The organism is Ketogulonicigenium robustum (assembly GCF_002117445.1).
Taxonomy (GTDB): domain Bacteria; phylum Pseudomonadota; class Alphaproteobacteria; order Rhodobacterales; family Rhodobacteraceae; genus Ketogulonicigenium; species Ketogulonicigenium robustum.
The window spans coordinates 1,353,781-1,379,418 of the sequence record NZ_CP019937.1 but is presented as its reverse complement, the minus strand read 5'-3'; the positions used below and the strand labels follow the sequence as shown (position 1 = coordinate 1,379,418).

Annotated in this window: 26 protein-coding genes and 1 riboswitch; of the genes, 15 read left to right on the top strand and 11 right to left on the bottom strand. The window is 62.3% G+C overall.

Going from position 1 to position 25,638, the window contains the following annotated elements:
• Positions 1-10 precede the first annotated feature (10 nt).
• The 7 genes from ctaA (at position 11) to BVG79_RS06950 (ending at position 6,638) form a co-directional block, all read left to right on the top strand.
• A complete protein-coding gene (ctaA, locus tag BVG79_RS06980) occupies positions 11-1,147 on the top strand; it encodes a heme A synthase (RefSeq protein ID WP_085787302.1) in 1,137 nt (378 codons plus the stop codon).
• A gap of 3 nt (positions 1,148-1,150) precedes the next feature.
• The gene (locus BVG79_RS06975) at positions 1,151-2,614 is read left to right on the top strand and encodes a carboxypeptidase M32 (RefSeq protein ID WP_085786252.1); all 1,464 of its coding nucleotides are present in this window, start codon (positions 1,151-1,153) and stop codon (positions 2,612-2,614) included.
• 147 nt (positions 2,615-2,761) lie between these two features.
• Positions 2,762-3,223, top strand: coding sequence for a 50S ribosomal protein L13 (gene rplM, locus BVG79_RS06970; protein ID WP_085786251.1), 462 nt, complete (start codon positions 2,762-2,764; stop codon positions 3,221-3,223).
• A 2-nt stretch (positions 3,224-3,225) separates the two neighbouring features.
• The gene (gene rpsI / locus BVG79_RS06965; protein ID WP_085786250.1) at positions 3,226-3,714 is read left to right on the top strand and encodes a 30S ribosomal protein S9; all 489 of its coding nucleotides are present in this window, start codon (positions 3,226-3,228) and stop codon (positions 3,712-3,714) included.
• Positions 3,715-3,868: 154 nt separating this feature from the next.
• Positions 3,869-4,744 (top strand): ABC transporter permease, encoded by an 876-nt coding sequence (locus BVG79_RS06960; RefSeq protein WP_085786249.1) that lies wholly within the window; start codon positions 3,869-3,871, stop codon positions 4,742-4,744.
• Complete coding sequence (locus BVG79_RS06955) at positions 4,741-5,550, top strand: ABC transporter permease (RefSeq protein WP_085786248.1); 810 nt, start codon at positions 4,741-4,743, stop codon at positions 5,548-5,550. The genes BVG79_RS06960 and BVG79_RS06955 overlap by 4 nt, the downstream gene beginning before the upstream one ends.
• A complete protein-coding gene (locus BVG79_RS06950; protein WP_085786247.1) occupies positions 5,547-6,638 on the top strand; it encodes an ABC transporter ATP-binding protein in 1,092 nt (363 codons plus the stop codon). The genes BVG79_RS06955 and BVG79_RS06950 overlap by 4 nt, the downstream gene beginning before the upstream one ends.
• On the opposite strand, the gene BVG79_RS06945 is transcribed toward BVG79_RS06950, so the two are convergent.
• The 3 genes from BVG79_RS06945 to BVG79_RS06935 form a co-directional block, all read right to left on the bottom strand.
• Positions 6,622-7,191, bottom strand: a complete 570-nt coding sequence (locus tag BVG79_RS06945) for a TetR/AcrR family transcriptional regulator (protein WP_085786246.1) — start codon at positions 7,189-7,191, stop codon at positions 6,622-6,624. The genes BVG79_RS06950 and BVG79_RS06945 overlap by 17 nt on opposite strands.
• 12 nt (positions 7,192-7,203) lie before the next feature.
• The gene (locus BVG79_RS06940) at positions 7,204-8,130 is read right to left on the bottom strand and encodes a homoserine O-succinyltransferase (protein WP_085786245.1); all 927 of its coding nucleotides are present in this window, start codon (positions 8,128-8,130) and stop codon (positions 7,204-7,206) included.
• Between the two features lie 86 nt (positions 8,131-8,216).
• The gene (locus tag BVG79_RS06935) at positions 8,217-9,077 is read right to left on the bottom strand and encodes an ATPase (RefSeq protein WP_085786244.1); all 861 of its coding nucleotides are present in this window, start codon (positions 9,075-9,077) and stop codon (positions 8,217-8,219) included.
• Between the two features lie 103 nt (positions 9,078-9,180).
• Here BVG79_RS06935 and prfA point away from each other — a divergent pair, with 103 nt between their 5' ends.
• Complete coding sequence (prfA, locus tag BVG79_RS06930; protein WP_085786243.1) at positions 9,181-10,239, top strand: peptide chain release factor 1; 1,059 nt, start codon at positions 9,181-9,183, stop codon at positions 10,237-10,239.
• On the top strand, positions 10,236-11,066 hold the full coding sequence (gene prmC / locus BVG79_RS06925; RefSeq protein WP_085786242.1) for a peptide chain release factor N(5)-glutamine methyltransferase: 831 nt from the start codon (positions 10,236-10,238) through the stop codon (positions 11,064-11,066). The genes prfA and prmC overlap by 4 nt, the downstream gene beginning before the upstream one ends.
• On the opposite strand, the gene BVG79_RS13835 is transcribed toward prmC, so the two are convergent.
• The gene (locus BVG79_RS13835) at positions 11,063-11,197 is read right to left on the bottom strand and encodes a hypothetical protein (protein WP_257789400.1); all 135 of its coding nucleotides are present in this window, start codon (positions 11,195-11,197) and stop codon (positions 11,063-11,065) included. The genes prmC and BVG79_RS13835 overlap by 4 nt on opposite strands.
• A gap of 80 nt (positions 11,198-11,277) precedes the next feature.
• Between BVG79_RS13835 and BVG79_RS06920 the strand changes: the two genes are divergently transcribed.
• Positions 11,278-11,922, top strand: a complete 645-nt coding sequence (locus BVG79_RS06920; RefSeq protein ID WP_085786241.1) for a DUF4167 domain-containing protein — start codon at positions 11,278-11,280, stop codon at positions 11,920-11,922.
• A gap of 28 nt (positions 11,923-11,950) precedes the next feature.
• Here the strand turns inward: BVG79_RS06920 and rsmA are convergent, their stop codons facing one another.
• Genes rsmA through lptF form a run of 6 tightly spaced genes read right to left on the bottom strand, consistent with a single transcriptional unit; the run spans position 11,951 to position 19,407 of the window.
• The gene (rsmA, locus tag BVG79_RS06915) at positions 11,951-12,793 is read right to left on the bottom strand and encodes a 16S rRNA (adenine(1518)-N(6)/adenine(1519)-N(6))-dimethyltransferase RsmA (RefSeq protein WP_085786240.1); all 843 of its coding nucleotides are present in this window, start codon (positions 12,791-12,793) and stop codon (positions 11,951-11,953) included.
• Between the two features lie 3 nt (positions 12,794-12,796).
• On the bottom strand, positions 12,797-13,756 hold the full coding sequence (gene pdxA, locus BVG79_RS06910; RefSeq protein WP_085786239.1) for a 4-hydroxythreonine-4-phosphate dehydrogenase PdxA: 960 nt from the start codon (positions 13,754-13,756) through the stop codon (positions 12,797-12,799).
• A complete protein-coding gene (locus tag BVG79_RS06905; protein ID WP_085786238.1) occupies positions 13,753-14,988 on the bottom strand; it encodes a peptidylprolyl isomerase in 1,236 nt (411 codons plus the stop codon). The genes pdxA and BVG79_RS06905 overlap by 4 nt, the downstream gene beginning before the upstream one ends.
• A gap of 22 nt (positions 14,989-15,010) precedes the next feature.
• Entirely contained in the window at positions 15,011-17,176 is a 2,166-nt protein-coding gene (locus BVG79_RS06900; protein ID WP_236951325.1) for an LPS-assembly protein LptD, read from the bottom strand.
• 3 nt (positions 17,177-17,179) lie between these two features.
• Positions 17,180-18,271, bottom strand: a complete 1,092-nt coding sequence (lptG, locus tag BVG79_RS06895) for an LPS export ABC transporter permease LptG (RefSeq protein ID WP_085786237.1) — start codon at positions 18,269-18,271, stop codon at positions 17,180-17,182.
• Positions 18,268-19,407, bottom strand: a complete 1,140-nt coding sequence (gene lptF / locus BVG79_RS06890; protein WP_085786236.1) for an LPS export ABC transporter permease LptF — start codon at positions 19,405-19,407, stop codon at positions 18,268-18,270. Before lptF ends, lptG begins: the two co-directional genes overlap by 4 nt.
• A 150-nt stretch (positions 19,408-19,557) precedes the next feature.
• On the opposite strand from lptF, the gene BVG79_RS06885 reads away from it, so the two are divergent.
• Both BVG79_RS06885 and BVG79_RS06880 read left to right on the top strand, forming a co-directional pair.
• Complete coding sequence (locus BVG79_RS06885; protein ID WP_085786235.1) at positions 19,558-21,033, top strand: leucyl aminopeptidase; 1,476 nt, start codon at positions 19,558-19,560, stop codon at positions 21,031-21,033.
• A 10-nt stretch (positions 21,034-21,043) separates the two neighbouring features.
• On the top strand, positions 21,044-21,499 hold the full coding sequence (locus tag BVG79_RS06880; protein WP_085786234.1) for a DNA polymerase III subunit chi: 456 nt from the start codon (positions 21,044-21,046) through the stop codon (positions 21,497-21,499).
• On the opposite strand, the gene BVG79_RS06875 is transcribed toward BVG79_RS06880, so the two are convergent.
• A complete protein-coding gene (locus tag BVG79_RS06875) occupies positions 21,500-22,138 on the bottom strand; it encodes a riboflavin synthase subunit alpha (protein WP_085786233.1) in 639 nt (212 codons plus the stop codon).
• Between the two features lie 109 nt (positions 22,139-22,247).
• A riboswitch (FMN riboswitch) is annotated at positions 22,248-22,395 on the bottom strand.
• A gap of 157 nt (positions 22,396-22,552) precedes the next feature.
• Between BVG79_RS06875 and BVG79_RS06870 the strand changes: the two genes are divergently transcribed.
• Genes BVG79_RS06870 through BVG79_RS06860 form a run of 3 tightly spaced genes read left to right on the top strand, consistent with a single transcriptional unit; the run spans position 22,553 to position 25,637 of the window.
• The gene (locus BVG79_RS06870; protein ID WP_198167826.1) at positions 22,553-23,206 is read left to right on the top strand and encodes a pyridoxine/pyridoxamine 5'-phosphate oxidase; all 654 of its coding nucleotides are present in this window, start codon (positions 22,553-22,555) and stop codon (positions 23,204-23,206) included.
• Positions 23,206-24,615, top strand: coding sequence for an FAD-dependent oxidoreductase (locus BVG79_RS06865; RefSeq protein ID WP_085786231.1), 1,410 nt, complete (start codon positions 23,206-23,208; stop codon positions 24,613-24,615). The genes BVG79_RS06870 and BVG79_RS06865 overlap by 1 nt, the downstream gene beginning before the upstream one ends.
• The gene (locus BVG79_RS06860; protein WP_085786230.1) at positions 24,612-25,637 is read left to right on the top strand and encodes a questin oxidase family protein; all 1,026 of its coding nucleotides are present in this window, start codon (positions 24,612-24,614) and stop codon (positions 25,635-25,637) included. The genes BVG79_RS06865 and BVG79_RS06860 overlap by 4 nt, the downstream gene beginning before the upstream one ends.
• Position 25,638: the final 1 nt, after the last annotated feature.

Below are 25,638 nucleotides of genomic sequence, written 5' to 3'. Positions count from 1 at the left end.
GGAGGAAACGATGGCAACGCAACCCCGCAAGCTTTTTGAGGATGTCGGCGAGGGGGCAAAGACTGCCCCTGCACCCGGCGGTATTGACGGCGGCCGCAAGCCCGCGCGTCAGGCTATCCGCATTTGGCTGACACTTATGTTCTTCATGGTCATGGCCATGATCGTCATCGGCGGTCTGACCCGTCTGACGGATTCGGGCCTGTCGATCACCGAATGGCGCCCCCTTTCTGGCGCGCTGCCCCCGATGACACAGGCCGCGTGGGAGGCTGAGTTTGCAAAGTATCAGCAAATTCCGCAGTTCCACCTGCTGAACGCGGATATGACTGTCGATAGCTTCAAATTTATCTTTTGGTGGGAATGGAGCCACCGCCAACTGGGCCGCGCTTTGGGGCTGGTGTGGGCGCTGGGCTTTATTGGTTTCTGGGTCGCAAAACGCATCCCGCCGGGTTGGACGGGGCGTCTGTTCAGCGTTGGCGTTTTGATTGGTATTCAAGGTGCTGTCGGCTGGTGGATGGTTCATTCGGGCCTGCAAGACGGCATGGTCGCGGTGGCCAGCTATCGTCTGGCGACGCACTTGGGGCTGGCCTTCCTGACGCTCGGCGTAATGTGGTGGTTCTTCCTGCTGCTGGCGCGCACGGGGTCGGATTTGCGTGTCGCGGGGCGCGCGCAGGAACGCCCGCTGTTTACCATCGCGACGGTGTTGGTGGCGCTGACGCTGCTGCAAATTCTGCTGGGCGCGCTGGTAGCGGGTATCGATGCGGGCCGGTCTTTCCCGACTTGGCCGCTGATGGGTGACAGCTTCTTCCCGCCCGAGCCGTTCTCGCTGATCCCCGGCTGGCGGAATTTCTTTGAAAACGAGGGGACGGTGCAGTTCGTCCACCGCTCGGTCGCGTATCTGCTGTTCGTGGTGGGGCTATTTGTCTGGTGGAAAACCCGCCGTTCGCCCTTCAGCCGTACCCGCTTTGCCGCGAATATCGTGCTGGCGGTGATGTTGGTGCAGGTCGCGCTGGGCATCATCACGGTCGTTCACGCCTCGCCGTTGGAACTGGCGATTCTGCACCAGTTCGGCGCAGTGGGCCTGTGGATGGCCGCGATCAACCTGCGCTATCTGGCGCGGTATCCCGTCGCCGACAGTCTGCGAGGCTAAGCCATGGGGTATGACGCATTGCACGCCTATCTGCGCCGCACCGAGGCGCTGTCGCAGATTGTTGGCCGCCTTGGCTGGGATCAGGAAACGGTCATGCCCGAAGGGGCCGCCGAACAACGCGCCGAGGAAATCGGCGCGTTGGAAGAGGTGATCCACGCGCGCCGCACCGCGCCTGCCTTCGCCGAGCTGCTGGCGGCCGCTGTCCCGCAAGACGATGTGCAGCGCGCCATGGTGGCGCAGGCACAGCGTAGCTATGACCGCGCAACACGCATTCCCGCCGATCTGGCTGCAGAAATCGCACGCGTCAACGCGATCTCGCAGCACCGCTGGATCGCCGCCCGCAAGGCCGAGGATCTGGCCGGATTCCTGCCGACGCTGCAGCAGGTTATCGCGCTGCAAGCTGAACAGGGGCAGGCGCTGGCACAAGGCGGTTCGGCCTATGACGCGCTGCTGGATGGCTACGAGCCTGATATGCCGTCGGCGCAAATCGCGGGCATTTTCGATGCTATGCGCCCCAGCCTTGTCGCGCTGCGCGCGGCGATTGCCGAAAAGCCCGCCGTGGCCGAAGTTCAGGGCGATTTCGATCCGGCGTTGCAAATGTCGCTGTCGACCGAACTTGCCGTGGCTTTCGGCTACGACTTGAACCGCGGGCGGATCGACAAAGCAGTCCATCCGTTTTCGTCGGGGTCGGGGGCCGATGTCCGCATCACCACGCGCACAGACGCGGCTGATCCATTCAACTGCCTGTTCTCGACCATTCACGAGGTCGGGCACGCGACCTACGAACAAAACATCCGCCCCGATTTTGCGCTGACGCCGCTGGGTAATGGCGTGTCGATGGGGGTGCATGAAAGCCAAAGCCGGATTTACGAAAACCAGCTGGCGCGCAGCCCCGCGTTCTGTAGCTGGCTGTTCGGGCGCATGCGCGACACCTTTGGCGATTTCGGCGTTTCCGAAGGCGATTTCGTCCGCACCGTCAACCGTGTCGCCCCGGGCTATATCCGAACCGAGGCGGACGAGGTGCATTACAACCTGCACATCATGATGCGGTTTGATCTGGAGCGGGCGCTGATTGCAGGCGACTTGGCTGTCGCCGATCTGGAAGGGGCGTGGAATGACCGTTTCGCGGCCGATTTCGGGCTGACTGTCACGCGGCCCTCGCAAGGTGTGCTGCAAGACGTGCACTGGCCCGCTGGCTTGTTCGGCTATTTCCCGACCTACGCCTTGGGGAATGTTTACGCAGGTTGCCTGCACGCAGCCCTGCGTGCCGACATCCTCAATCTGGACGATGCACTGGCCAATGGCGACCCCAGCCCCGCGACGGCGTGGCTGCGCACCCATGTGCAACAGCACGGCGGCCTGTTCGCGCCGACCGACCTGATCGCCCGTGCGTGTGGCGGCGTACCGACCGAAGGCCCCCTGATTGCGTATTTGCAGCAAAAATTCGGTTCGCTTTACGCACTTTAATGGGGTAAAATAATACCGTTTTTGTAACGCACTGTTTATAAACGGTTTTATCAGGTGTGGGTGGCTTGACTGGCGCGTTTAACCGCCTATAAGCCACCCATCCCAATTAGGGGCACCCACGGGTGTCCGCGTATACTGGAAAAGACAATGAAAACCTTTACCGCTACTCCGGCGGATATCGAGAAGAAGTGGGTCGTGATCGACGCTGAAGGCGTTGTTCTGGGCCGTCTCGCCTCGATCATCGCCATGCGCTTGCGCGGCAAGCACAAGCCGTCGTTCACCCCCCACATGGACATGGGCGACAACGTCATCGTCATCAACGCTGAAAAAGTGCAAGTGACTGGCGACAAGCGCGAAAAGCCGAACTACTGGCACACCGGTCACCCGGGCGGCATCAAGTCGCGCACCACGGGCGAGATCCTCGAGGGCAAATACCCCGAGCGTGTGATCATGCAAGCCGTCAAGCGCATGCTTCCCGGCAACCGTCTGAGCCGTCAGCAAATGACCCACCTGCGCGTCTTCGCTGGCTCGGCCCACACCCATGAAGCCCAAAACCCCGAGGTTCTGGACGTTGCTTCGTGGAACAAGAAGAACACGAGGACTGCATAATCATGGCCGATCAGATCAAATCGCTCGATCAACTGGCCGCTGCTGCTGGTGAATCGGCTGTCGTCGTCGCTGTTGCTGCCCCGCGCGAACCCGTTCGCGACTCGCTGGGCCGGTCGTACGCAACCGGCAAGCGTAAAGACGCTGTCGCTCGCGTCTGGATCAAGCCGGGCACGGGCAAGGTCACCGTCAACGGTAAGGAAATGCCGGTCTACTTTGCACGCCCCGTGCTGCAAATGATCCTGCGTCAGCCCTTCCAAGTTGCGGGCGTTGTCGACCAGTTCGACGTTTTCGCAACCGTCACCGGTGGTGGCCTGTCGGGTCAAGCCGGCGCGGTCAAGCACGGTATCTCGAAGGCCCTGCAACTGTTCGACCCGGCCCTGCGCCCGGCGCTGAAAGCTGCTGGCTTCCTGACCCGCGACAGCCGCGTTGTCGAGCGTAAGAAATACGGTAAGGCCAAGGCCCGCCGCAGCTTCCAGTTCTCGAAGCGCTAAATTTTACGGCTTATGCCGTGGCTTGGGGGCGTGCCGTTTGGCGCGCCCTTTTGCATTTTTTGCCCCCAAAGGGGGAAGGGGCCGAAAAGCTGTTGCCAAGGCGGCATGCAATGGCCAACCATGGGACGAACTCTGCGGGAGAAGTGCTGAGATAATGGCAAAAGGCATGCTAAGTGACCCCGGCGCCCGCAAGGGCCTGCTACTGGTGTCCCCGCCGTTCTTTTACGCGTTGGTGATGCTGGCCATACCGCTGGGCGCGGTTGTGCTGCTCAGCTTCTGGAGCAAACAGACGGTGGGCTACGACATGACGCCCACCTTGGCCAACTACCAAGAGGCGCTGAGCCACCCGCTTTACCGCTTGCTGCTAGGGCGGTCGCTGATGGTTTCGGCGGCAGTGACGTTGGTCACGGTGCTGCTGGCCTATCCGATCGCTTATTTCGTGTCATTCAAGGTCGATCCCAGCCGCAAGTCGCTGTGGCTGCTGCTGATCACCATTCCGTTCTGGACGTCCTATCTGATCCGCGTTGTGCTGTGGAAAGTGATCCTTGGCTATAACGGCGTCATCAACTCGGCCCTGCTGTGGCTGGGCGTGATCGACCAGCCGCTGCAAGCGATCAACTATAACATGGGCGCTGTGATCGTGACGCTGGCGCATTCCTATGCGCCTTTTGCGATCTTGCCGATCTTCGTTGCGCTGGAAAAAATCGACCGCTCGCTGCTCGAGGCCTCGCAGGATTTGGGCGAGAACAAGATTTCCACCTTCCTGCGTGTGACCCTGCCGCTGTCTGTGACGGGGATCGTCGCGGCGGTGCTGATCGTCTTTATCCCGACGGTGGGTGATTTCGTGACGCCTGAACTGCTGGGCGGGCCGGGCGGCAAGCTGATGGCCAACATGATCCAAAGCATGTTCCTCGGTATCAACAAGCCGACCTTGGGGGCGGCGCTCGCGGTGATCTCGATGCTGTCGGTTGCGGTGGTCAGCCTGATCTTCGTGGTGCTGTGCAGTCGCTGGATGGGGGGCCGACAATGAAATCCTGGGGCCTGAAAACCTATGCGGTGTTGTACTTGATCTTCCTGTACGCGCCGATTGCCCTGCTGCCGTTGTTTGCGTTCAATTCCGGCACGATCATCGCATTCCCGCTTCAAGGCTTCTCGACCCGCTGGTTCGAGGCCTTGTGGGACAACCGTGTGCTGCACGTCGCGGTGAAGAACTCGCTTTTCGTGGCCATGATGTCGGCGATTTTCTCGACCGTGCTCGGCATGGCCGCAGCGCGGGCCGGGACGCTGTACCGCTTTCCGTTCAAGGCGGGCATCATGGGGCTGATCATGGCGCCTTTGGTGTTGCCCGAGATTATCATGGCGGTCGCCTTGCTTGTCGTCAGTGTGCAGATCCTGCAATTGACGCTGAACGTGTGGATTCTGATCGCGGCGCACACGTTGATCACCATGCCGTTTACCATCGCTATCCTGAACGGGGCTTTCGCCAACATCGACCCCTCGCTCGAGGAAGCGGCGCTGGATCTGGGGGAAACCGAATGGTCGGCTTTTGTCCGCGTGACGCTACCGCTGATTACGCCCGGGATCGTGTCGTCGCTGCTGATCTCGTTCACGATTAGCTTGGATGAATACATTATCGCGTCGTTCCTGACGGGCTCCAGCCCGACGATGCCGGTTTATATCTGGGGCCTGACGCGCAAGATCGACCAACTGCCGGTTGTGATGCCGCTGGGGACGATCTTGGTAGGGCTCTCGATCCTGCTTTTGGTTATTGCTGAATTTTTCCGTCGCCGCGGCTTGGCCCGGGCCGGCGTCAAAGACCGGGGGGGCTTCTTGTGAGAGAAGAACTGATTACGCTGCGCGGTATCCATAAATGGTACGGCGATTACCACGCCCTGCGCGAGGTTGACCTAACGATCGGGCGGGGCGAATTTTTCTCGCTTCTGGGCCCGTCGGGCTGCGGTAAAACCACGCTGCTGCGCACCATCGCTGGGTTCGAGGAAATCGGCGAAGGCGTCATGCTGATCGACGGCAAAGACATGCGCCGCGTGCCCGCGAACGAACGTCCGACGAATATGGTGTTCCAGTCTTACGCGATTTTCCCGCACCTCAGCGTCGCGCAGAACGTGGCTTTCGGGCTGCGCAAAGACAGCCGCAGCAAGGATGAAAAGGCCAAGGCGGTCGCTGAGGCCTTGGAAATGGTTGGTCTGGGTGGCTACGGCAGCCGTTCGGCCCATGCGCTTTCGGGTGGCCAGCGCCAGCGTGTGGCATTGGCGCGGGCGCTGATCTTGAAGCCCAAGGTTCTGCTGCTGGACGAACCTCTCTCGGCCCTCGACAAGAACATGCGCGAGCATATGCAGGTCGAGTTGATCAAGCTGCAGCGTCAGGTCGGCATCACCTTCATTCTGGTCACCCACGACCAAGAGGAAGCGCTGGTCATGTCCGACCGCATCGCCGTGATGTTTGAAGGCCAGATCGGCCAGCTGGCCGACCCCGAAACGCTGTATCGCCGCCCCGTCAGCAAGCGCGTGGCATCGTTCATCGGCAAGATGAACTTCTTCAGCGCAAAAGTCCTCGAGGTTGCCGAGGGCAGCATTCAACTGGATGTCGTGGGCCTTGGTGCGGCGACTGTCCCGCCCGAGCAAGCCCCGGGCGGCTGCGAGTTTGGCGAGACGATCGTGGGCATCCGCCCCGAGACGCTGACGATCCTGTACGAGGGCGAGCAGACTGATCGCCGCGTCGTGGAGGGTGTCGTGGACGAGGTCGTCTATTATGGCGATATGACCTATTACGACGTGCGTATCGCGGGGGTGGAAAAGCCGCTGACGATCTCGATGAAGAACTTGATCAGCCGCCCCGTGCTGAACGTGGGCGAAAAAACCCGCGTCGCATGGGAAGAACGCGCTTTGGTCATTCTGAAGGATTGACCGTCAGCCCACGCAGGTAAATCGACACAGCGCCGTCCAGCAGCTGGGCGGCGTCTGTTTTTTCGGAACGAGCGTAAAGCTCGACCGTGCCATGGCAGATAGCCAACAGCTGCGCCGTGATAGCGCGCGGGGGGATTGCGGTGATCTGCATCGGCGCAGCAAGGGCGTCCATCACATGAAAAGTACGGTCAATCGCATCGGACAGCACAGGGTCGGCCAACAGGCCGCTTTCGAACATCGCGATGTAATGGCCTGGCTGCCGCCGTGCGAAGGCCAGAAACGTCTGTGCCGCCGCGCGCAACGGGCCGGGGCCTGCCGCGGGGGTAATCTTTTGCAGGTCAGCCGCCAGCATGGCAAAGCCATGATCAGCCGCTGCTACAAGCACGTCTTTGCGGCCAGCGAAATGGCGGTAAATGGCTGCGGGGGTGACGCCAGCATGGCGCGCCGCCTCGGAAAGGGTAAAGCCGTTCGGGCCCCGTTCGGCCACCAACGCTAGCGCCGCATCCAGCAGTGCCGCGCGCAGGTTGCCGTGGTGGTAGCCGGTTTTGGCCATGCCGTTGCTTTCCTAGGGGCGGGTCAGAGTCGCCAGATCGTAGGGGGTGCCCTGATAGATCTCGTTGATCCAGTTACCGTAAATCAGGTGCGCGCTGCCACGCCACAGATTTTTCGGGGTCTGGGCGGGGTCGTTTTGGGGGTAGTAATGCGTGGGCACGTTTATCGGCGTGCCGTTGGCCACGTCCCGATCGTATTCCTGCTTCAACGTGTCGTTATCGTATTCGAAATGGTTGAACACATAAAGACGGCGCTGCGCCGGTTCTTCGATAAGACACGGGCCGGTTTCCGGGGACGAGATCAGAATGTCCATCCCAGGCGCGTTGCGAATGTCATCGGCGCGCAGTTCCGTCCAGCGCGACACGGGCACATAGACCTCGTCCGACAAACCGCGCAAGATGTGCGATCCTGCCCGCTCGACAGGGTGGGGGAAGCAGCCAAAGGCTTTGTGCGGCAGGTCATATTTCGGGATGTCGTGGAAGTGATAGGCCATCGCCATTGCGCCCCAGCACACACCGAAGGTCGAATAGACGTTGTCTTGCGTCCAGTCGAAAATCTGGCGCAGCTCGTCCCAATAGCTCACCTCCTCATAGGGCAGGTGCTCGATCGGCGCGCCGGTGATGATTAGGCCGTCGAACTTCTCGCCGCTGGCTTTGATGTCGGAAAACGGACGGTAGAATTCTTCCATATGCTCGGCGGCGGTGTTCTTGGTCTGGTGCTCGCTCATGCGGATCAGCGACAGCTCGATCTGCAGGGGCGTCGCACCGATAAGACGGGCGAACTGGTTCTCGGTCTGGATCTTTTTCGGCATCAGGTTCAGCAGCCCGATCCGCAGGGGGCGAATGTCCTGCCGCCCCGCGCGCGATTCCGACATGACCATCACGCCCTCGCGCGAGAGGACGTCGTAGGCGGGCAGGTTTTCTGGCAGTTTGATCGGCATGGGGCGGAACCTTTTAACGTAGGCCGCTGATGTATGCCGCTGGCTGCCGCAGGGCAAGGGGCAGCGAATGCCGCACCCCCTGCCTGTTAACGCGCGTCAAGCACTGCTGCGATCAGATCATCGAAATCGGCGGCGCTGCGCACGGCGGCGATATCTTCGGCGGTGACGGTCACGCCCCAGTTGTCGGCCATTGCCTGATACAAAGGCTGCCGGTGCGCCAGCGCTTGGGCATAAGTCCAGCGGATGAAATCGTCGGGGTCGACGGCATCGGGCGCAATGGCGCGCAAGGCCAGATATTCATCCCATTTGCGGGCCAAAAACGCGGGCTGATAGGCCATGGGCTTCGGCGCGCGGTCAAAGCGCCGCACCAGTTCGGCGGTGTGCGCGTCGCTGCCCTTGATCCAGACCATCAACGTGTTGCGCGACAGGGCGGTCAGCACGGGGTCGTCCGGGTCATTCGGGTCAACCCATTCGCAGATCGAACCGCCGGTATCGCAGATGAAATGAGGATAGCCGTATATGGCGTGCGCGCGATCAATAAAATGGGGCGTATCCAGCAGGGCGGCTTCCTCGGCCCGCCGGAACATGGTCTGGCGGCGTTGGTATTCGGCGAAGGGCAGGCCGCCTTTGGTCACGTCGCCAGGCTTTCCCAGCCACATCGAAACCGGCTTCAGGTTCGCAAAGGTGATGTTCGAGGCGATATAGATCGAATCGCTCATCAACAACTCGCGCAGGTAGGGGTTTTTCATCGCCTCGCGCTTGGCGTTATCGGCGATTTCCTCGCCCAGATAACGTGTACCGATGCGATAATCGATCGAGTAGTGGAACCAGTCGCCCTGATCGCGCAGGATTTGGCTGACATGCGTTTTGCCAAGGCCTGACATGCCAAAGAACAACACGCGCTTTTGCGGCGCATCGCGCCAGCTTTGGGCGGAATCATAGATCATGGCGGCTCCCTCGGGCGTTGTGGTTCAGGTGTGCCGCCCCCGCAGCAGCGCGTCAAGTCTGCGCACGCTTGACCCGCCCCGTGGCTACGGGCATTGAAGCGCCATGATACCTGCGGAAAAACTTGCCCAACTGACCGATCGCTTCCAGTTTCTGGAGGCCAAGATGCAATCCGGCCTGTCGGGCGCGGAAATTGCCAGCCTTGGCCGCGAATATTCCGAGCTGAAGCCCGTGGTCGAAACCCTGAACCATTACCGCCAGCTCGAGGCGGATCTGGCCAGTGCCGAGGAATGGCTGACCGACCCGGACATGCGGGCACTGGCCGAGGAAGAGCTGCCGCAACTGCGCAGCGCCTTTGCCGAGGCCGAGCTGGCGATGCAAAAGGCGCTGCTGCCACGTGACGCGGCCGACGCACGCCCCGCGATGCTGGAAATCCGCCCCGGAACCGGCGGCGACGAAGCATCGCTGTTCGCCGCCGACCTGCTGCGGATGTATCAACGTTATTCCGAAGCCAAAGGTTGGCGGTTTGAGATCATCGAGGAGCAGACGACCGAGCTGGGCGGCATCAAAGAAGTCGTCGTGCGGATCGAGGGCGAGGGCGTCTTTGCCCGCATGAAGTACGAATCTGGCGTGCACCGCGTGCAGCGTGTGCCCGAAACCGAAAGTGGCGGGCGCATCCATACATCGGCTGCAACAGTGGCCGTGCTGCCCGAGGCTGAAGCCGTCGACATCGAAATCAGCCCGCAAGATATTCGTATTGATACGATGCGCGCCTCGGGTGCGGGGGGGCAGCACGTCAATACGACGGATTCGGCGGTGCGCATCACGCACATTCCCACCGGCATTATCGTGACCAGCTCGCAAAAATCGCAGCACCGCAACCGCGAGCTGGCGATGGATGTGCTGCGCGCGCGCCTTTATGATTTGGAGCGCAGCCGCGTCGATGGCGCGCGTTCGGCTGACCGCAAGGCGCAGGTAGGCTCGGGTGATCGCAGTGAACGCATTCGCACCTACAACTTCCCTCAAGGCCGTATGACTGACCACCGCATCAACCTGACGCTGTATCGGCTGGACCAGATCCTGCAGGGCGATCTGGACGAGATCGTCGACGCGCTGGTCGCGGATGCGCAGGCCACCTTGCTGGCCGAGATGGCGCAGCTGTGACAAGCGGCAACGACCTGATCCGCGCGGCTGTGCTGCAGTTGCGCGCGGCAGGGGTCGAGGATGCGCCCCGCGATGCGCGCCTATTGCTGGCCGAAGCGTTGGGCATCGCCGCGGCACGCCTGACCTTGGTCTTGCCCGATCCCGTGACGGTAGACACTGCCGCGCGGTTTCAAGGCTTTGTCGATCAGCGTGCGGCCCGCCAGCCGATGGCGCAAATCCTCGGGCGGCGGTTGTTTTACGGGCGTAGCTTTCGCGTCACGCGCGATGTGCTGGACCCGCGCCCCGAGACCGAGGAGTTGGTCGCCGCCGCGCTAGAGGCACCGTTCACCCGCGTGCTGGATATCGGGACCGGATCGGGCTGTATCTTGCTGACCTTGCTGTCCGAACAACCCAGCGCCACAGGCGTGGGGGTTGATCTGTCGCCCGCCGCTTTGGCCGTAGCGCAGGATAACGCCGTGCAGCTGGGCCTGCAGGCGCGCGCGCAGTTCATCCTGTCGGACTGGGGCGCGGCAGTTGTTGGCCCGTTCGATTTGATCGTCTCGAACCCGCCCTACATCGCGCTGGACGAAATGCCGACCCTCGCCCCTGATGTCACCGCGTGGGAGCCGGACATGGCGCTGACCGATGGCGGCGATGGGCTGGCGGCCTACCGCGCGATACTGGCCGATGCGCCGCGCCTGTTAGCACCGCAGGGCCGCATTATCGTTGAATTCGGGCCAACACAGGCAGAAGCCGTCCGCGCGATTGGGCTGGCAGCAGGGCTGCGGTGCACCGGCTTGCGCAAAGATATGGACGGGCGCGACCGGAACCTGATTTTTTCGCATTAATGCGTGATTGCAGCAATTTTTTCGCAGTTTTTACTTGCTTTCGGGCTGAATAACGCGCTACCTGCACGCAGCGATGCGGAAGGTAGATAACCTTCCCGCGCTGAACGCCCGCCCATTTCGACCTTCTGCATGATCGCCAAACTGCTTGGCGGCGTAGGGTCGGGTAGGGGGTGCATTTGCAATAGCAATCAATAGGCTGGATCAAAGCCCAATGAGATCTTCCAAATCACGCTCGCGCGGGAATAAGAACCGTAATAACCGGCCGTTTGGTGGCAATATTATCAACCGGGTTTTTGACAGCTCGGGCCCCGACGGTAAGGTGCGCGGCACGCCGCAGCAGATTATCGAAAAGTACAACCAGCTTCACCGTGACGCCCAATTGTCTGGCGACCGCGTGAATGCCGAAAACTTTGCACAACATGCCGAGCATTACACCCGCATGTTGGCCGAGGCGCAGCGCGAAGTCGACCGCGCCCGCGAAGAGATGGAACAAGCCAACCGTGACCGCCAAGCCGAACGCGACCGCGAACGCTCGGCCCGCCAGCGCAACCAAAATGACGTTAGCCCCGAGGTGACGGCGCAAGACATGCCCGCTGAAGTCGCCGATTTCGCGTCAGACGAGACGTTCGTCGATGATCTGGTCGAAGTGCCCGAGGCCGCCGAAAAAAGCATCGATGCGGATGAAGTTGTAACCGTTCCCGTCGAGGATGTGGCTGCCGACGCACCCGCACCCCAGCGCCGCCGCCGTCCGCCTGTGCGTGCGGACGAAGGCGAAGGTGCTGCTGCAAAGCCGCGCGCCCCGCGCCGCACGCGCAAGCCTGAAGCGGGCAATGTCTCGCACGAGACGACCGAGTAATGAAAAACCGGCCTTAGGGCCGGTTTTTTTATGCAGTCGCGAGGGCGCGGGCCAACGCACAGAAGTGCTCAATATCCACCTGTTCAGCGCGTTCCGTCGGCGGAATGCCAACCGCGTTCAGGATGTCTTCGATCTGCGGCGACAGGCTTTTAAGGGATGCGCGCAACATTTTGCGGCGTTGCCCGAAAGCGGCTGCGGTGACACGCTCCAGCACTTTCAGGTCGGCGGGATAGCGCGGTTCTGGCAGGGCCGTCAGGTGGACGACGGCTGACGACACTTTGGGCGGCGGCGTGAAGGCCTGCGGGGGAAGGTCCATTACGATTTTCGCATCCGCACGCCACTGCGCCAAGATCGCAAGGCGCCCGTAATGGTTTGTGCCGGGTTTTGCTGTGATCCTCTCGGCCACTTCGCGCTGGAACATCAGAGTCAGGCTTTCCCAGAATGGGGGCCACTGAGGCGGCGTCAGCCAGCGGATCAGTAGTTCGGTTCCGATGTTGTAGGGCAGGTTGGCCGCGACGCGGATGGGCGGCGTCAGGTGGGCCAGCGGGTCGACCTGCAGGGCATCGCCGTGGATGTAGCTGAAACGACCGGGATAGGCTGCGGCGATTTCATCCAGCACAGGCAGGCAGCGGTCGTCCTTTTCAATCGAAAGCACGCGGCGTGCGCCCTCGGCCAGCAGGCCGCGCGTCAGGCCGCCGGGGCCGGGGCCAATTTCCAGCACGTCCGATCCGGCAAGATTGCCAGCCTGCCGCGCGATTTTCGCCGTCAGGTTCAGGTCCAGCAGAAAGTTCTGCCCCAACGCCTTTTTAGCCGACAGTTCATGCGTTGCGATTACGTCGCGCAGCGGAGGGAGGGAATCGATTGCGGCCATCGGCTAAACCTTTCGTGCTGCCGCCATTTGCGCCGCCATGCGCAGGGCTGCAATCATTGACGACGGGTCGGCCATGCCTTTTCCGGCGATATCAAAGGCCGTGCCATGGTCTGGCGATGTGCGAATGAACGGCAGGCCCAGCGTGACATTCACGCCGCCTGCAAAATCCAGCGTCTTGATGGGGATCAGCGCTTGGTCGTGGTACATGCAAACGGCGACATCATAGCCGCGCCGCGCGCCCGCGTGGAACATCGTGTCTGCGGGCAGCGGGCCGATCAGGTTCAAGCCCTCGCCGCGCAACTCGTCCAGCACAGGGCGGATCATGTCGATCTCCTCGTGCCCCATTAGGCCTTCTTCACCGGCGTGGGGGTTCAGGCCGGCCACGGCAATGCGGGGTTCCGCCAGCCCGAAATCGCGCTGTAGCCCCGCGTGGGTGATCCGCAGGGTTTGTGCCAGCAGTTCGGGCGTCAGGCGGCGCGGAACATCGGTGATGGCGATGTGGATTGTCACCGGCACGACGCGCAGGGCATCGCAGGCCAGCATCATTACAACCTGATCGACCCCACCGAGGGCCGCCAGAAATTCGGTATGTCCGGGGTAGGGGAAACCTGCGCCCTTCACCAACGCGGCTTTGTGGATTGGCGCAGTGCAGATGCCGTCGATCACGCCTCGCAGGGCAAGCTGGCTGCCCGTTTCAATCGCGGCGATTACGCCATGCGCCAGCGCCGGATCGGCAACACCGGGTCGCGGCGCGGGGCCGTAGTTCTGCGCCAGCACGGGAAAGCGATCGGTCGGGATCGGGCCGGTAGGGTCATCAACGACGACGAAATCCGTCCCGTTTGGCAGGTGGCGAGGATCGCCAATCCACAGCACCGGCAGCTCGCCGCGCAGCGCCGAAAACGCCTTTACGGCGATTTCGGGGCCAATACCGGCGGGCTCGCCGCAAGTGATCGCAATGGTCATAGTCCGCGGATCACCGCATTCGCGCGCAGCTGGGCAATCAGGCCGTCGCCGTAGCTTTCCAAACGCTCGCCGCGCAGCATGTTGCTGGCGACATCGCGTGTCAGGGTGGCGGGGGCTTCGGGCGTGCGGGCGCACAGCATGACGATGGTCGCGCTGCCATCTGCGGCGGGCGTGATCAGGCTATTGCCGGGGTTCAGGCTGCTTAGCAACACGCCGATATCTGTCGGGACATTGGCGGGCGGCAGGGTCTGCCGCACAACGCTGGCCGCGCTTTCGCCCTGCGCGTAGGTGTACATGTCGTCACACACCGCGATGCGGCCTTGCAGGCGGGCGGCCTCGTCTGTGCTGGCGACGCGCAAGGTCGCATATTCGATCGATGCAATGCGCGGGGCGCTGACCGGCCCTTCGCGCAGGCCGCGCAGCTGCAGCAGGGCAACGGCGCCTTCAACGTAAAGCGGGCTGGTTACTTCACCCTCGCGCAGGCTACGCAGCAGGTTTTGCAACCCGGCAGGGAAGTTAGACAGCGGCACCCAGTCCATCTGGCCGCCCTGTTCGCGCGAGGGCACGACGGAATACTGCCGCGCCGCATCCGAGAACGCCTGCACAGAGCTGATCTGCGAGATTTGCGTTGCGATCTGTCGGATTTGATCCTCTTGCCCGGGGATCAGGGGCAGGATCGCCTCGGACAAAAGCACCTGCATGCCTTGGCTGGCCGTGGTCGTTCGGGCGATATAATCGTCGATGTCTGCATCGGTGATCGTGACGCGGGTGTTGAACCGCGCGCGGATATAATCACGCCACAAGACGTTGACACGCAGGTAATCGCGCAGCGCCGCCGGATCGATGCCTTGTTCGCGCAGCGTCGTCGCCAGTTGGGTGCTGGTCAGGTTGGCGCGTCCGGCAAATTCGTTCAGCGCGGCCTGATACTGCTCGTCCGTCAGGCTGAGGTTGTAGCGGGTCATTTCGGCTTGACGCAGCGCGTCGTCGACCAACTGGTTGCGCGCGACCGTTTGCAGATCGCCGGGGGTGTTGAAGAACGACAGCAGCTTTGCGCGCTGGTCGATTTCAAATCGCGTGATGGCACGGTCGTCCACCGTGATCGCCGGCGAGAACAACCCCTGCGCTGCGGCGGGCATGGCCGCCGTCATCAGCATCACCGCCAGCAGTGGCGCGCCGACCAGCCGCATGTGGCGGGCCGCGCCGCGCGCTTTGGTTTCGGGCATCTGGGTCATTGGCCTTCTCCTGCCGGTTCAGTCATGTGCCGCAAGCCGAGCTGGCCCGACGGACGCCCCCCACCGAAAAACCGGTAAGGTTCACCGACAGACCGAATTCGGTCGCAGGTTCGACATACAACGCTGATGTGTAGCGACGCGAGACCGAAAGGTCTACAACAACGCATTCGTTCTGCCACTGCATCGAAAATCCGTTTCGCATGATCTGGCTTGCCGCAAAATCGTAACGCAGATCGCTGGACACGCGCCATGTGTCATTGAACCTATAGGCGCCGCCGAGGGTGAGTTCGGTTATTTTGCGCGGTCGGTCTTCCCATGGCTCTTCGGGCAGGTTGATGAAGGCTGCGGTCAGGTTGTAGTTGGAATGATACCAATTCAGCCGCAATTCCGACTTACCGAAGCCGTCCAGCTTGTCATTGATCAATGTGCGGGCATCCAGACTGAACCCCGCCGGCGAGACCAGTTCGGCCTCAAGCAGCAGGTCGTTCGCACGCTCGGCCGTGCCCGAGCTGATCGGGCTGGAATCGGCAAAATCCTGCCGCAGAATGCGCCCGACGGTAAGCCCGCCAGCCCAACCAGATGGATCGACGAAGCCCCACCGCAGCCCGATGCCCATCCGCGCGCCCGATTCTACCGCGTCCTGCCCGGGGTAGCGCTGCAAAGCGAACATGTTCGCGGTGTCCAGCTCGACAATGGGCGAATCCTCGTTCGGGACATTGCGGCCATAGCCGTCGGCCCAGCCGATCGAGATGATAGGTTCCAAATACTGGGTGCGTCCCCCGCTTTCACGCCGCATCAGCGGCCATGACAGCGTCGTGGCGATGGAGGGTTGCACGCGAACGGCTTGGTCGTAATACGCGGGGTCGTCGTTTATACCGTAGGCTAGCACGTAGCTCGCGGCTTCGGTTCGCAGGCGCAGGCCCATGGGCAGGGTCCAGTTGCGCGACCATTCGGCAAAGGTCGAAAGGCGGCTGACATCACGGCCCAGCGGCCCTGGCGTATCGTCGGTGCGCCACAGGCCCGCGTATTCCGCGCCATAGGTCAGGCGCCCGCCCACATAGGGAAGGGTTACGTCCTGTTCCCAGCGGCCAAAGGCCAGATAGGGCGGTAGCGAGCGGTTAGTCTCGCTGCCGCGCAGCGACCGGTAACCCCAGAAGCCGAAGGTCGACAGGATGTTGTTGTTGATGCGCAGAACCTCGGCACCCGTTTGCAGGCGGTCGGCATAGGAATAACCATAGTTATTCATTACTGCCGTGTCCGAAATTTGCTGCAGTTGCAGATGCATCGTCGTGCCGGGCGAGATGCGGAAATCGCCCGCCGCGTCGATATAGTACCGCAAATCGTCGGGAAGGATTTCATCGCGTCCGACCAACGTGTTCACCCGCAGCCGCCCGAACGAGAACGCTTGTCGATAGTCAGCCTGCAGGGCTTTGCCGTTCGCGGCCAGATAGGGCGTCAGCGTAACATCGCGCGAATCCCCGATGGGCAGGAAATACGGCAACCGCACACCGGCGCCCAAGGAGGTCGATGTCACCAAGCCCGGTGCCAGAAAACCCCGCGCGCGGGCTACACCTGGTGCGGGAACGCGCAGCGCGGGCAGCCAAGCGATGGGCACGTCGCGCACCATCAGCACCGCGTTTTCAAACCAGATCTGTTGGCTCTCGGTATCGTGGGTAACGCGGGCGGCGCGGATCTGCCACAGCGGGGTGCTGGTGCCGCAGACCTGACAGGATGTCGCCGCAACGCGCGTCAGGCGGGTCACGCCGTTCGGGCTTTGGCGCACCTCGTTAGCGGCCAGTTGCAATTGTTGGTCCAGCACCATCCGCGCGCCTTGCAACAGGCCGCCGCGCAACTCCTGGTCAAGCTGCCCAGCCTCGGCCGAAATCACGGTGCCATCGGGCCGTTGGATCAGGATCGGGCCCGACAGGGTCAGCGCGTCACTATCTCGGTCGTAAATAACCTCGGACGCGGTCAGGGCGGTGCCTTGGTGGAATACCTGCACGTGGCCCGTTGCAACCAGACGCCCTTCATCATCGATGACGATCTGGTCGGCCAAAAGCGTAGGTTGGTCAGCCTGTTGCTGGGCAACAGCTGCGCCGCCCGACAATACCATGCTGCTGCTGACCAGCAGTGCCGCCAGCAAGCTGCGCAGGGGGTGTGACTTACGGTCCAAATATGTCGGGGCCATATGTCAGCCGTCCTCCAGATGCAGCAAAAGGCCAACCCCCAGCGCAATGGCGGCCAATGGGGTGACCCATGCTGCCATAACCGGCGGTATCTGCCCGTTCTCGCCTAGGATCTGCGCGAGGTTGCGGACGAAATAAAGCGAAAAACTGATCAGCACTGCAAATAGCACCATTATGCCGGTGTGCCCGCCGCGCTGATGGCGCAAAGTGAAGACGGCGGCGATCAGCATCATGGCGACCAAAAATGCGGGCTGCGCCAATTCGCTTTGCAAATGAACTACATGGCGGCGCGCTGCGAAGCCCGAAGCCTCCATCCGTGCGATGAAGGTGGGAAGCTCCCACACCGATATGCTGGACGGGCTGCCGAAGCTGTCGCGAATCTGATCGGCGGTCAGGCTGGAGGGGATACGCAGCATATCCGAGACTTCGGACGCTGCTTCGGAATTGATGTCGGGCCCCAGCGGCCAAACCTTGACGCCATGAAACAGCCAGCCGCTGCTATCCAATGTCGCATCCAATGCGGCGATGCGTCGATAGGGGTGGCCCTGCGGGTCGAACGAGATCATCGTCACGTCGCGGAACGTCGTGCCATCTGTGTCGCTGGCCCCGGCACGGATCACGCTTTGGCCGTCGGCGTCGCCTTCGCGCAGCCAGATGGCGCCATTGCTGAACTGCAGCACCTGACCGCCGCCAGTCAGCGTTGCGATACGCGCATCATACTGCCGGCTGGTTGCCGCAACGATCGGGTTCATCCCCATCACCGCCAGCATCCCCATCAGAAACACCACGACCACCGGCGATACCAGCGCGATGATGGCAGACCGGCCCGCCGCGCGCGTGACAACCATTTCTGACGAACGGGCCAGCCCCAAAAACAGCATCAACGCGGAGATTACCACGACCAGCGGAAGCACGGTGTAGAATGTCCCCGGCACATTCAGCAGCGTCAGCTGCATGATCGCCCCGAAATCAAGCTGACCGCCGAACCTGCGCAATTGCTCGACCAATTCGATCATCATCAGCATCAGAAAGAAACCGGCCGCGGTGCTTAGAAATGCCTTCAGGTAGCGCCACGCAAAATAACGGTGCAGGATCATTGTGCGGCCCTCCGCCACGGGGTGAGGGTGCTTTTAATGCGGCGCAATAGGCCCGGGCGCCCGGCCAGCGTCAGCAGCAGCGCGGTAATGGCCAAGCCGCAGACCAACGGCAGATACAACAGCGGCCAAAGCGCGCCATCCGACCGCACAGCGCCCGTTCCAACGGATTCGATCCCTTTGATCAGAATCACTAGCCCGACAGCCCCTGCGATTTGCCGCGTCAGCCCGAACCGGCTAAACCCGCCCAGAAGCAGCGTGGCAAAGCCCATCAGCGCCCCAATCAGCCCTAGCATCGGCTCGCTCGCGCGGTCGTGGATCTCGGCCCAGATGGCATTGTCGTCGTAAAGGGCCCGCAGTTCATCCGAGGGGTGCAGTAGCTGCAGCGTGGTGGTGCTGCGCAAGCTGGGCGCAAGTGGCCCGCCGCCTGGCATCAATGTGCTGATGTCGTAGGTGAAGTTAGAAAAAGACGTCACCGTCATCCGCCCCGTCGCGCGCGACAGGCTTTGCGCCGTTCCGTCAAGCATGACCAGTTGGGGGATGCCGTTCGTGCTGATCAGATAGGCGCGGGTGGCCGTGTAAACGGTATCCAAGGTGGTGGCGAGGGTATCCGACAGGAACAGGTCGTGCATCTCGCCGCCGGGGTCGATCTTGCGGACATAGAGGGTGAGGCCCGTGACGGGCGTCGTGAATTCCCCCTCTTGCAGCAGGCGGGCGGTGGCGCTTTGGGCGACCTCAAGCTGCCGGAAGGCAAGGCGCTGGTTCGATAACGGAACCAGTTCATGGGCCAGAACTTGCACCAGACCCATGACCATCAGGCCAAAGACCAGCACCGGCCGCGCCAAGCGCCACGGCGAAAACCCCGTCGCCTGCACGACCACGAGTTCGGATTCGCCACTCATGCGGTTGGCGACATAGACGCTGGCGACGAAGGCCGACAGCGGCAGCACCAGTTTCATGATGGCGGGCAGCGATAGGGCAGTAAATTCAACAAAAACCCACACACCTTGGCCGTCTGCGATCAGCTGGTCGAACAGCACCACCGCGCGGTTGACCCAATAGACCATGATCAGCACGAGCGAGAAAAAGCCAAACAGCGTCATCAGCTGCGACAGAAGATATCTGTCGAAACGTCCCAATGGCCTTCTCCTTCGTGCGGGTTCTTTGTGTTGGATAACTGATCGCTGTGTCCGTTTGAACTGGTATCTGGTTTTCAGGCGCGCTTACGGGTAGCTTTATGCCAACAAGCCATTGCCATCGCCCTGAAAAGTTCGACTGAAAGGCCCGATATGACCACGCCGCTGCCGATCGATTTCCGTGATTCCGCCAATATTGAACTGGCTGCCCTAGGGCAACGTCTGGCCCTGATCATCGACCCCGCAGGTAAACTGGATTTGCAGTTGCGCAAACTGGACACGGCAACGCGCAAATCGCTGTCGCGCTTGCTGGCCAGCGAAAGCTGGACGTCCTCGCGCCCGGGCACCATTCTCAGCCTTGGCTTTCCAGCGGGGATCGCATCGGAACAGCTGCTGATCGTGAACCTGCCGATGCGCCCCAGCGTTGATGAAGCGCGCACGGCTGGCGCTGCACTGGCTGCCCATGTGGCGCCGGGTGGCTTGGCGATTTTCGCCGGTCACCACGCGCGGATTGAGGAAGTCGCCCACGCGCTTGCGCTGCGCAGCTATCACTTCGGTGACCACAAAACCGCGGCCGCCCCCGCGCGCGGTCAGGTCGTGTTTTACTTGCGCCACCCCGAAGTTGTCGCCCGTGCCGCGTCGCCGCTGGCAGCGCTAGCTGAGGGGGTCTTCTTTACTCGCGACTTGGTGAACGAGCCTGCTAACATCCTGACCACCAGCGAATTTGCCAGCCGTATTGCTGGGATGGCTGATCTCGGCCTGAAAATCGAGATACTGGAGGAAGACGATCTGCGCGCCTTGGGCATGAACCTGCTTCTGGCGGTGGGCGAGGGCAGCGTCACCCCGACCAAGGTCGCCGTCATGCAATGGACGGGACTACCCGACAGCGATGCACCGCCGCTGGCGCTGATCGGCAAGGGCGTCGTTTTCGATACCGGCGGGATTAGCTTGAAAAACCCCGGCGGCATGGAAGATATGACCATGGACATGGGCGGCGCGGCGCTGGTGTGCGGCGTGATGCGCACCCTGGCCCTGCGGCGCGCGCGGGTGAACGTTGTGGGCGTCGTCGGGCTGGTCGAAAACATGCCCGCCGGCAATGCCTATCGCCCGGGCGATGTGTTCACATCGATGAAGGGGGATACGGTCGAAATCATCTCGACCGATGCAGAGGGGCGCCTGCTGCTGGCCGACGTGATGTGGTATGCGCAGCAACGTTTCAAACCCGCCGTGATGATCGACTTTGCCACCCTGACGGGCAACATCATCGCTGCGCTGGGCGCCGAATATGCGGGGCTGTTCTGCAATGACGACACGCTGACATCGCGCATGATGGGGGCATCGCGCACCGAATCAGAGGGGCTGTGGCCGATGCCGATGCCCCCCGCATTCGACGAAAGCCTGAAATCAAACGTGGCCGATGTGAAAAATAAAGGCGCAGTGCAGGGCGGCGCGATCATCGCAGCGCGATTCCTGTCGCGGTTCGTCCAGCCTGGCACGCTGTGGGCACATGTTGATATCGCGGGTGTCGCGTCGCTCTCGCGCGATTCGCGGCTGGCACCGCGCGGCGCGACGGGCTGGGGGGTCGCGCTGATCAACCGCCTGATCCAAGAGCATTTCGAGAAGTCCTGAGGCATTTCGAATGGCTGAGATCCAGTTCTTCCACCTGACCGAGGGGCCGGTGGTCGCGACACTGCCGGTGCTGCTGGGCCGGTCGCTGGATCGCGGCTGGCAGGTGGTGGTGCGCGGCACCGATGTCGGGCGATTGGCCGCGCTGGATCTGGATCTGTGGCGGCGCGACGATGGCTTTTTGCCCCATGGGCTGGCGGGTGGCCCGCACGATGCGTTGCAGCCTGTTCTGCTGACAGCCGCGAACGACCTGCCGCCCTGCGATTGCTTGATTTGCATCGACATGGCGACCGCCACCGCCAGCGAATGCGCGGCGACGGCCCGCACTGTTTTGATTTTCGACGGCAACGACATGCAGGCGCTGGACCATGCCCGCGCGCAGTGGAAGGCGCTGACGGGGCAGGGGATCCCCGCCAGCTATTTCGCCCAAGAAGATGGGCGTTGGGTTAAAAAGGCCGAAAAGATCTGATTACGCGAGGGTTTTGTCGCGCAGCAGACGCGTCAGTGTCCGCTCCATCACCTCGACGGTGATCATGGTTTGGTGCTCGACCTCTATATTCAGGTAGTCGCCGACCTTGTAAGTGCCGAACGTGGTCGAACGAAGCGTCTCGGGGATCAGATAGACCGTGAAAATGTCGCCTGCAGGGTCTTCTTGCACGTCGCCCACGGTCAGGCTGCAGCCGTTGACGGCCAGAAAACCGCGAACAAAGATATACTTGGCCCATTCGGGCGCGACGCGGAACGAAATGCGTGCTTTCGGCCCCTCGGTTTCAAGGGCCGTGATCTGCGCCGTGGTCGAGACGTGCCCCGACACCATGTGCCCGCCGTTTTCGTCGGTGGGTTTCATGGATCGTTCGACATTCACACTGACGCCGTCGGCGATGCGGGCCAGATTAGTCCGCTCTAGCGTGGCCAGCATAGCGTCGAATGTCGCATAGCCTTCGCCCATGCTGGTGACGGACAGGCAGCAACCCTCGATTGCCACGCTCGCGCCGATTTTCAAATCGTCCAGCAGCGTTGGCGTCATGCCGAGGGCGAAGGTCAGAACCTCGTTTCCGCGCGTTGCGCGCAGAACGGGTGCGGTGGTTTGGACGATGCCGGTGAACATTCAGCGGCCCCCCGCCATTTGGGTCGATTTCGTCATGTGGTACGCTCCTTCATGTGCGTCAAAGGGCGCTCCAGGGTGATTGGGCCCTTTGTGCGCGTGGGCGGCATCGGGCCGTCTTCTTGCATCCGGACTATGACCGTCGGTTCTGGCATCTGACCAGATCTGCTGACCCTGCACCGCAGGCGCTCGCGGACTTGCGCGGGCCGATGGCCGCGCCTACCGCCGGTGAGGAATTACGCCTCGCCCCGAAGACAAAAGCCAAAATACAGCGCGGCCCGCCAACGTCAATCGGCACGATTGCACAATAATTGTTCCCAAATCGCGCATCTGCGGGCTGCGCGGCGATCAAACATCATCAAACCTTTTCCACCAAAATGGAACATGCTAGCCAAAGGTGACGCGATAAGGACACGGATGATGAACGACCTGCTGCGCCCCCAAACGCATACACCCCCGAAACCTGCGCAAGCTGCAGCCTCGCTTGACCTGACACGCGCCCCGGAAAACCCGCTGCGCTTGCTGGGTGATTGGGTCGCGCACATCCTGTCTATCGCCGCGGTCGAGCCGATGTATGTCACACTGGCAACGTCCAGCGGGGCGGGTGTGGTGTCCAGCCGCACAGTGCAGATGTTGGATGTCGAGGCCGACACCATCTTGTTCACGACCAATTTCGGCAGCCGCAAGGGTACCGAAATGGCCGAAACGGGCCGCGCGGCAGTGTCGATCTATTGGCGCGAGACGGCGCAATCGGTGAACTTCACTGGCACGGTCGCGGTCGCGGATGATGCGGAAAACGACCTCCGTTTTGCCCAAGACCCGCGCTGGGTGCAGGCCTCGCGCGCGGTGTCGTTTCAGGGGCGGCCCCTGCCGGACGAGGCGGCGCAGCTGGCCGCCTTTCGCGCGCTGGCCGAGGGGCACGACCCCATCGCGCGGCCGCCCTATTGGAAATGGTACCGTATCCGCCCTGACGCGATGACATTTTGGGAAGGGCACTCCAACGCACTGAACCGCCGCATACATTACGCGCTGGGCGGTGGGGTCTGGTCCAAGGGCATGGTGCAATCCTGATGGGCGCCCTTGCCGCCTTGCAGGCACAAGTCGCCTCGGAACTCGATCGGATCGAGGGGCTCGCCTGCGATTGGCTGCCCGCCCGCGCGCCGGACAGTTACGATGTGGTCATCTGCGGTGCGGGTTTGGCGGGCCTTGGGGTGGCGTTCGGGCTGAAGCGGCGGGGGATCAACAACGTGCTGGTCATCGACCAGCGCCCCAAAGGGCAAGAGGGGCCTTGGGTCACCGCCGCGCGGATGAAAACCCTGCGCTCGCCCAAGCATCTGGCGTCGGTCGATTTGGGGGTGCCCAGCCTGACCCTGCGGGCGTGGTACGAGGCAACTTACGGCACCGCCGCGTGGGACGCCTTGGACAAGCCCGCGAAAGAGGATTGGATGCGATATCTGATCTGGTTTCGGGCGGTGACGGGCCTGCATGTCGAAAACGATACGACGCTGGTCGGGCTTGCCCCAGCGCCATCGGGCGTGAGGTTGGAGCTGGCGACGCCAACGGGCCGCAAATACGTGCAGGCGGGGCACGTGGTGATGGCCACGGGCCTGGTCGGTAGCGGCGCGGCGTGGATTCCGCCTGAGATAGCGGCCTTACCGCGCGATATGTACACGCATTCGGCCGATATTTGCAGCGATGCGGGTTTGGCGGGGCGCGATGTTGCCGTTATCGGCGGCGCGACGTCAGCCTTCGACTGGTCGGTCACAGCGTTGGAACGGGGCGCGAGATCCGTGACCCACTTTGCGCGCCGCGCCGGTTTCGCGGCGACCGAGGGATTGGCGTGGATGAACTTCCCCGGCTTTCTGGGCCATTACGCTGATTTGCCCGATGACCATCGCTGGCGCTATATGCACCGTTATTTCACCATGGGCATCCCCCCGACCCAAGACCAGTACAATCGCGCGGCCTTTGATCCGCGCTTTCACTACCACGCGGGGGCGGGGGCCTCGCATTACAGCCTGACAGGATCGGGGCGCGTGCGCATTGAAAACGCTTGCGGCACGTTCGAGGTTGACCAGCTGCTGCTGGGTACGGGCTACACATCCGACCTGTCGGCCCGGCCCGAGCTGTCATCGGTGGCAGGGTTGGTCAAGCTGTGGGGCGATGTCTACACGCCGCCCGCAGCGCTAGGTCACCGCGCGCTGGCGGCGCACCCCTATTTGGGGTATGATTTCGAACTGCTACCGCATGATCCGGCGCAGGTCTGGATCAGCCGCATCCATATGTTCAACGCCGCGGCGATGCTTAGCTTCGGGCCGGTTGCCAACGGGATTACCGGCGCGAAATACGGGATACCGATGCTGGTCACTGCGCTGGCCCGCCAGCTATTTCAAGAAAACCGCGACCATTTTCTGGCGGCTTACGAGGCATTCAACGATGTCCATTTCGTGCCGCGCAGCGACGGGAAGGATAACGCATGACAGACCTGCCCCCCCACGGTGACGCGTTCGCCCGCGCACAGGCGGATTCGGCGGAATTTCCGGTTCTGCTGGCCAATCACGCCCCGATGGTGATGGAGGCCATGCGCCAGATGGGCGCGGATAATGCCCGTATCGCCGCGTGGTATGGCGATTATGTCATCGCCAAACAGGTTCCACCCCAGCCAGCGTCGAAAGGCCCGCTGGATCAAACCACATGGGGCACGGCGATCGGCGATCGCACGCGCGAGGCCGACCTGCGCGCCTTCTTCGTGGCCGAGGTCGCGCAGCGCGGGGCCGATCAGGCCATCCGCCATTATGTGCCACGCTTGGCGCAAGGCATGGCGGGCAGCGCGTTCCATCCTTTGATGCGGCTGGCCTATGCGATCATCGGGAAAAACCCGACCGAGGTTGGGCACGCGCTGGGCTATTGGGCCGCTTGCTATCTGGACGTGCCGATGGACCGCGCCGCGCTGCCGCGCACGCAAAACCCGCAAGATATAATCGCAGGGATGTATGACCTGCCGGGTGCCCGCAGCTATACGGTCGAGGAAGACCTGCTGTGGCACAACATTCGCGCGGTCTGCGCCTTGCCCGCCTTTCCCGCCTTGGTGGGCCGACTGGAAATGACGCCAGATACCCCGCGCCAGATGGCGGCGCTCTCGCTGGCCCTTTATGCCCAAACGATGGATTTTTCCGCCCTGCACGCCGTGACAGGTTTTCATTGGCTGCGCACCATACGCCCGCATCTGGACGACCCCGATGCGCTTTACCCAATCCTGTGGGCGATTATTGCGGCGCTCATCCCCAAAATCGGCTTTCCGACGCTTCCCACCCCCGAGGCCCTGCAGCAAATGCGCGCGGCGCCCGCGCCCGAATGGCCCGATATTTTTTCAGCGGCCTGCGCATCGCCAGACGAACATGATATCAGCCTGACCTTCTCGGCGTATCAAGAGGGGGCATTCTGGGGCGATCCGCTCTACCGCGTTGTCGCCGCGCGGCGGGTAAAGTTGATAGGGGGGTAGG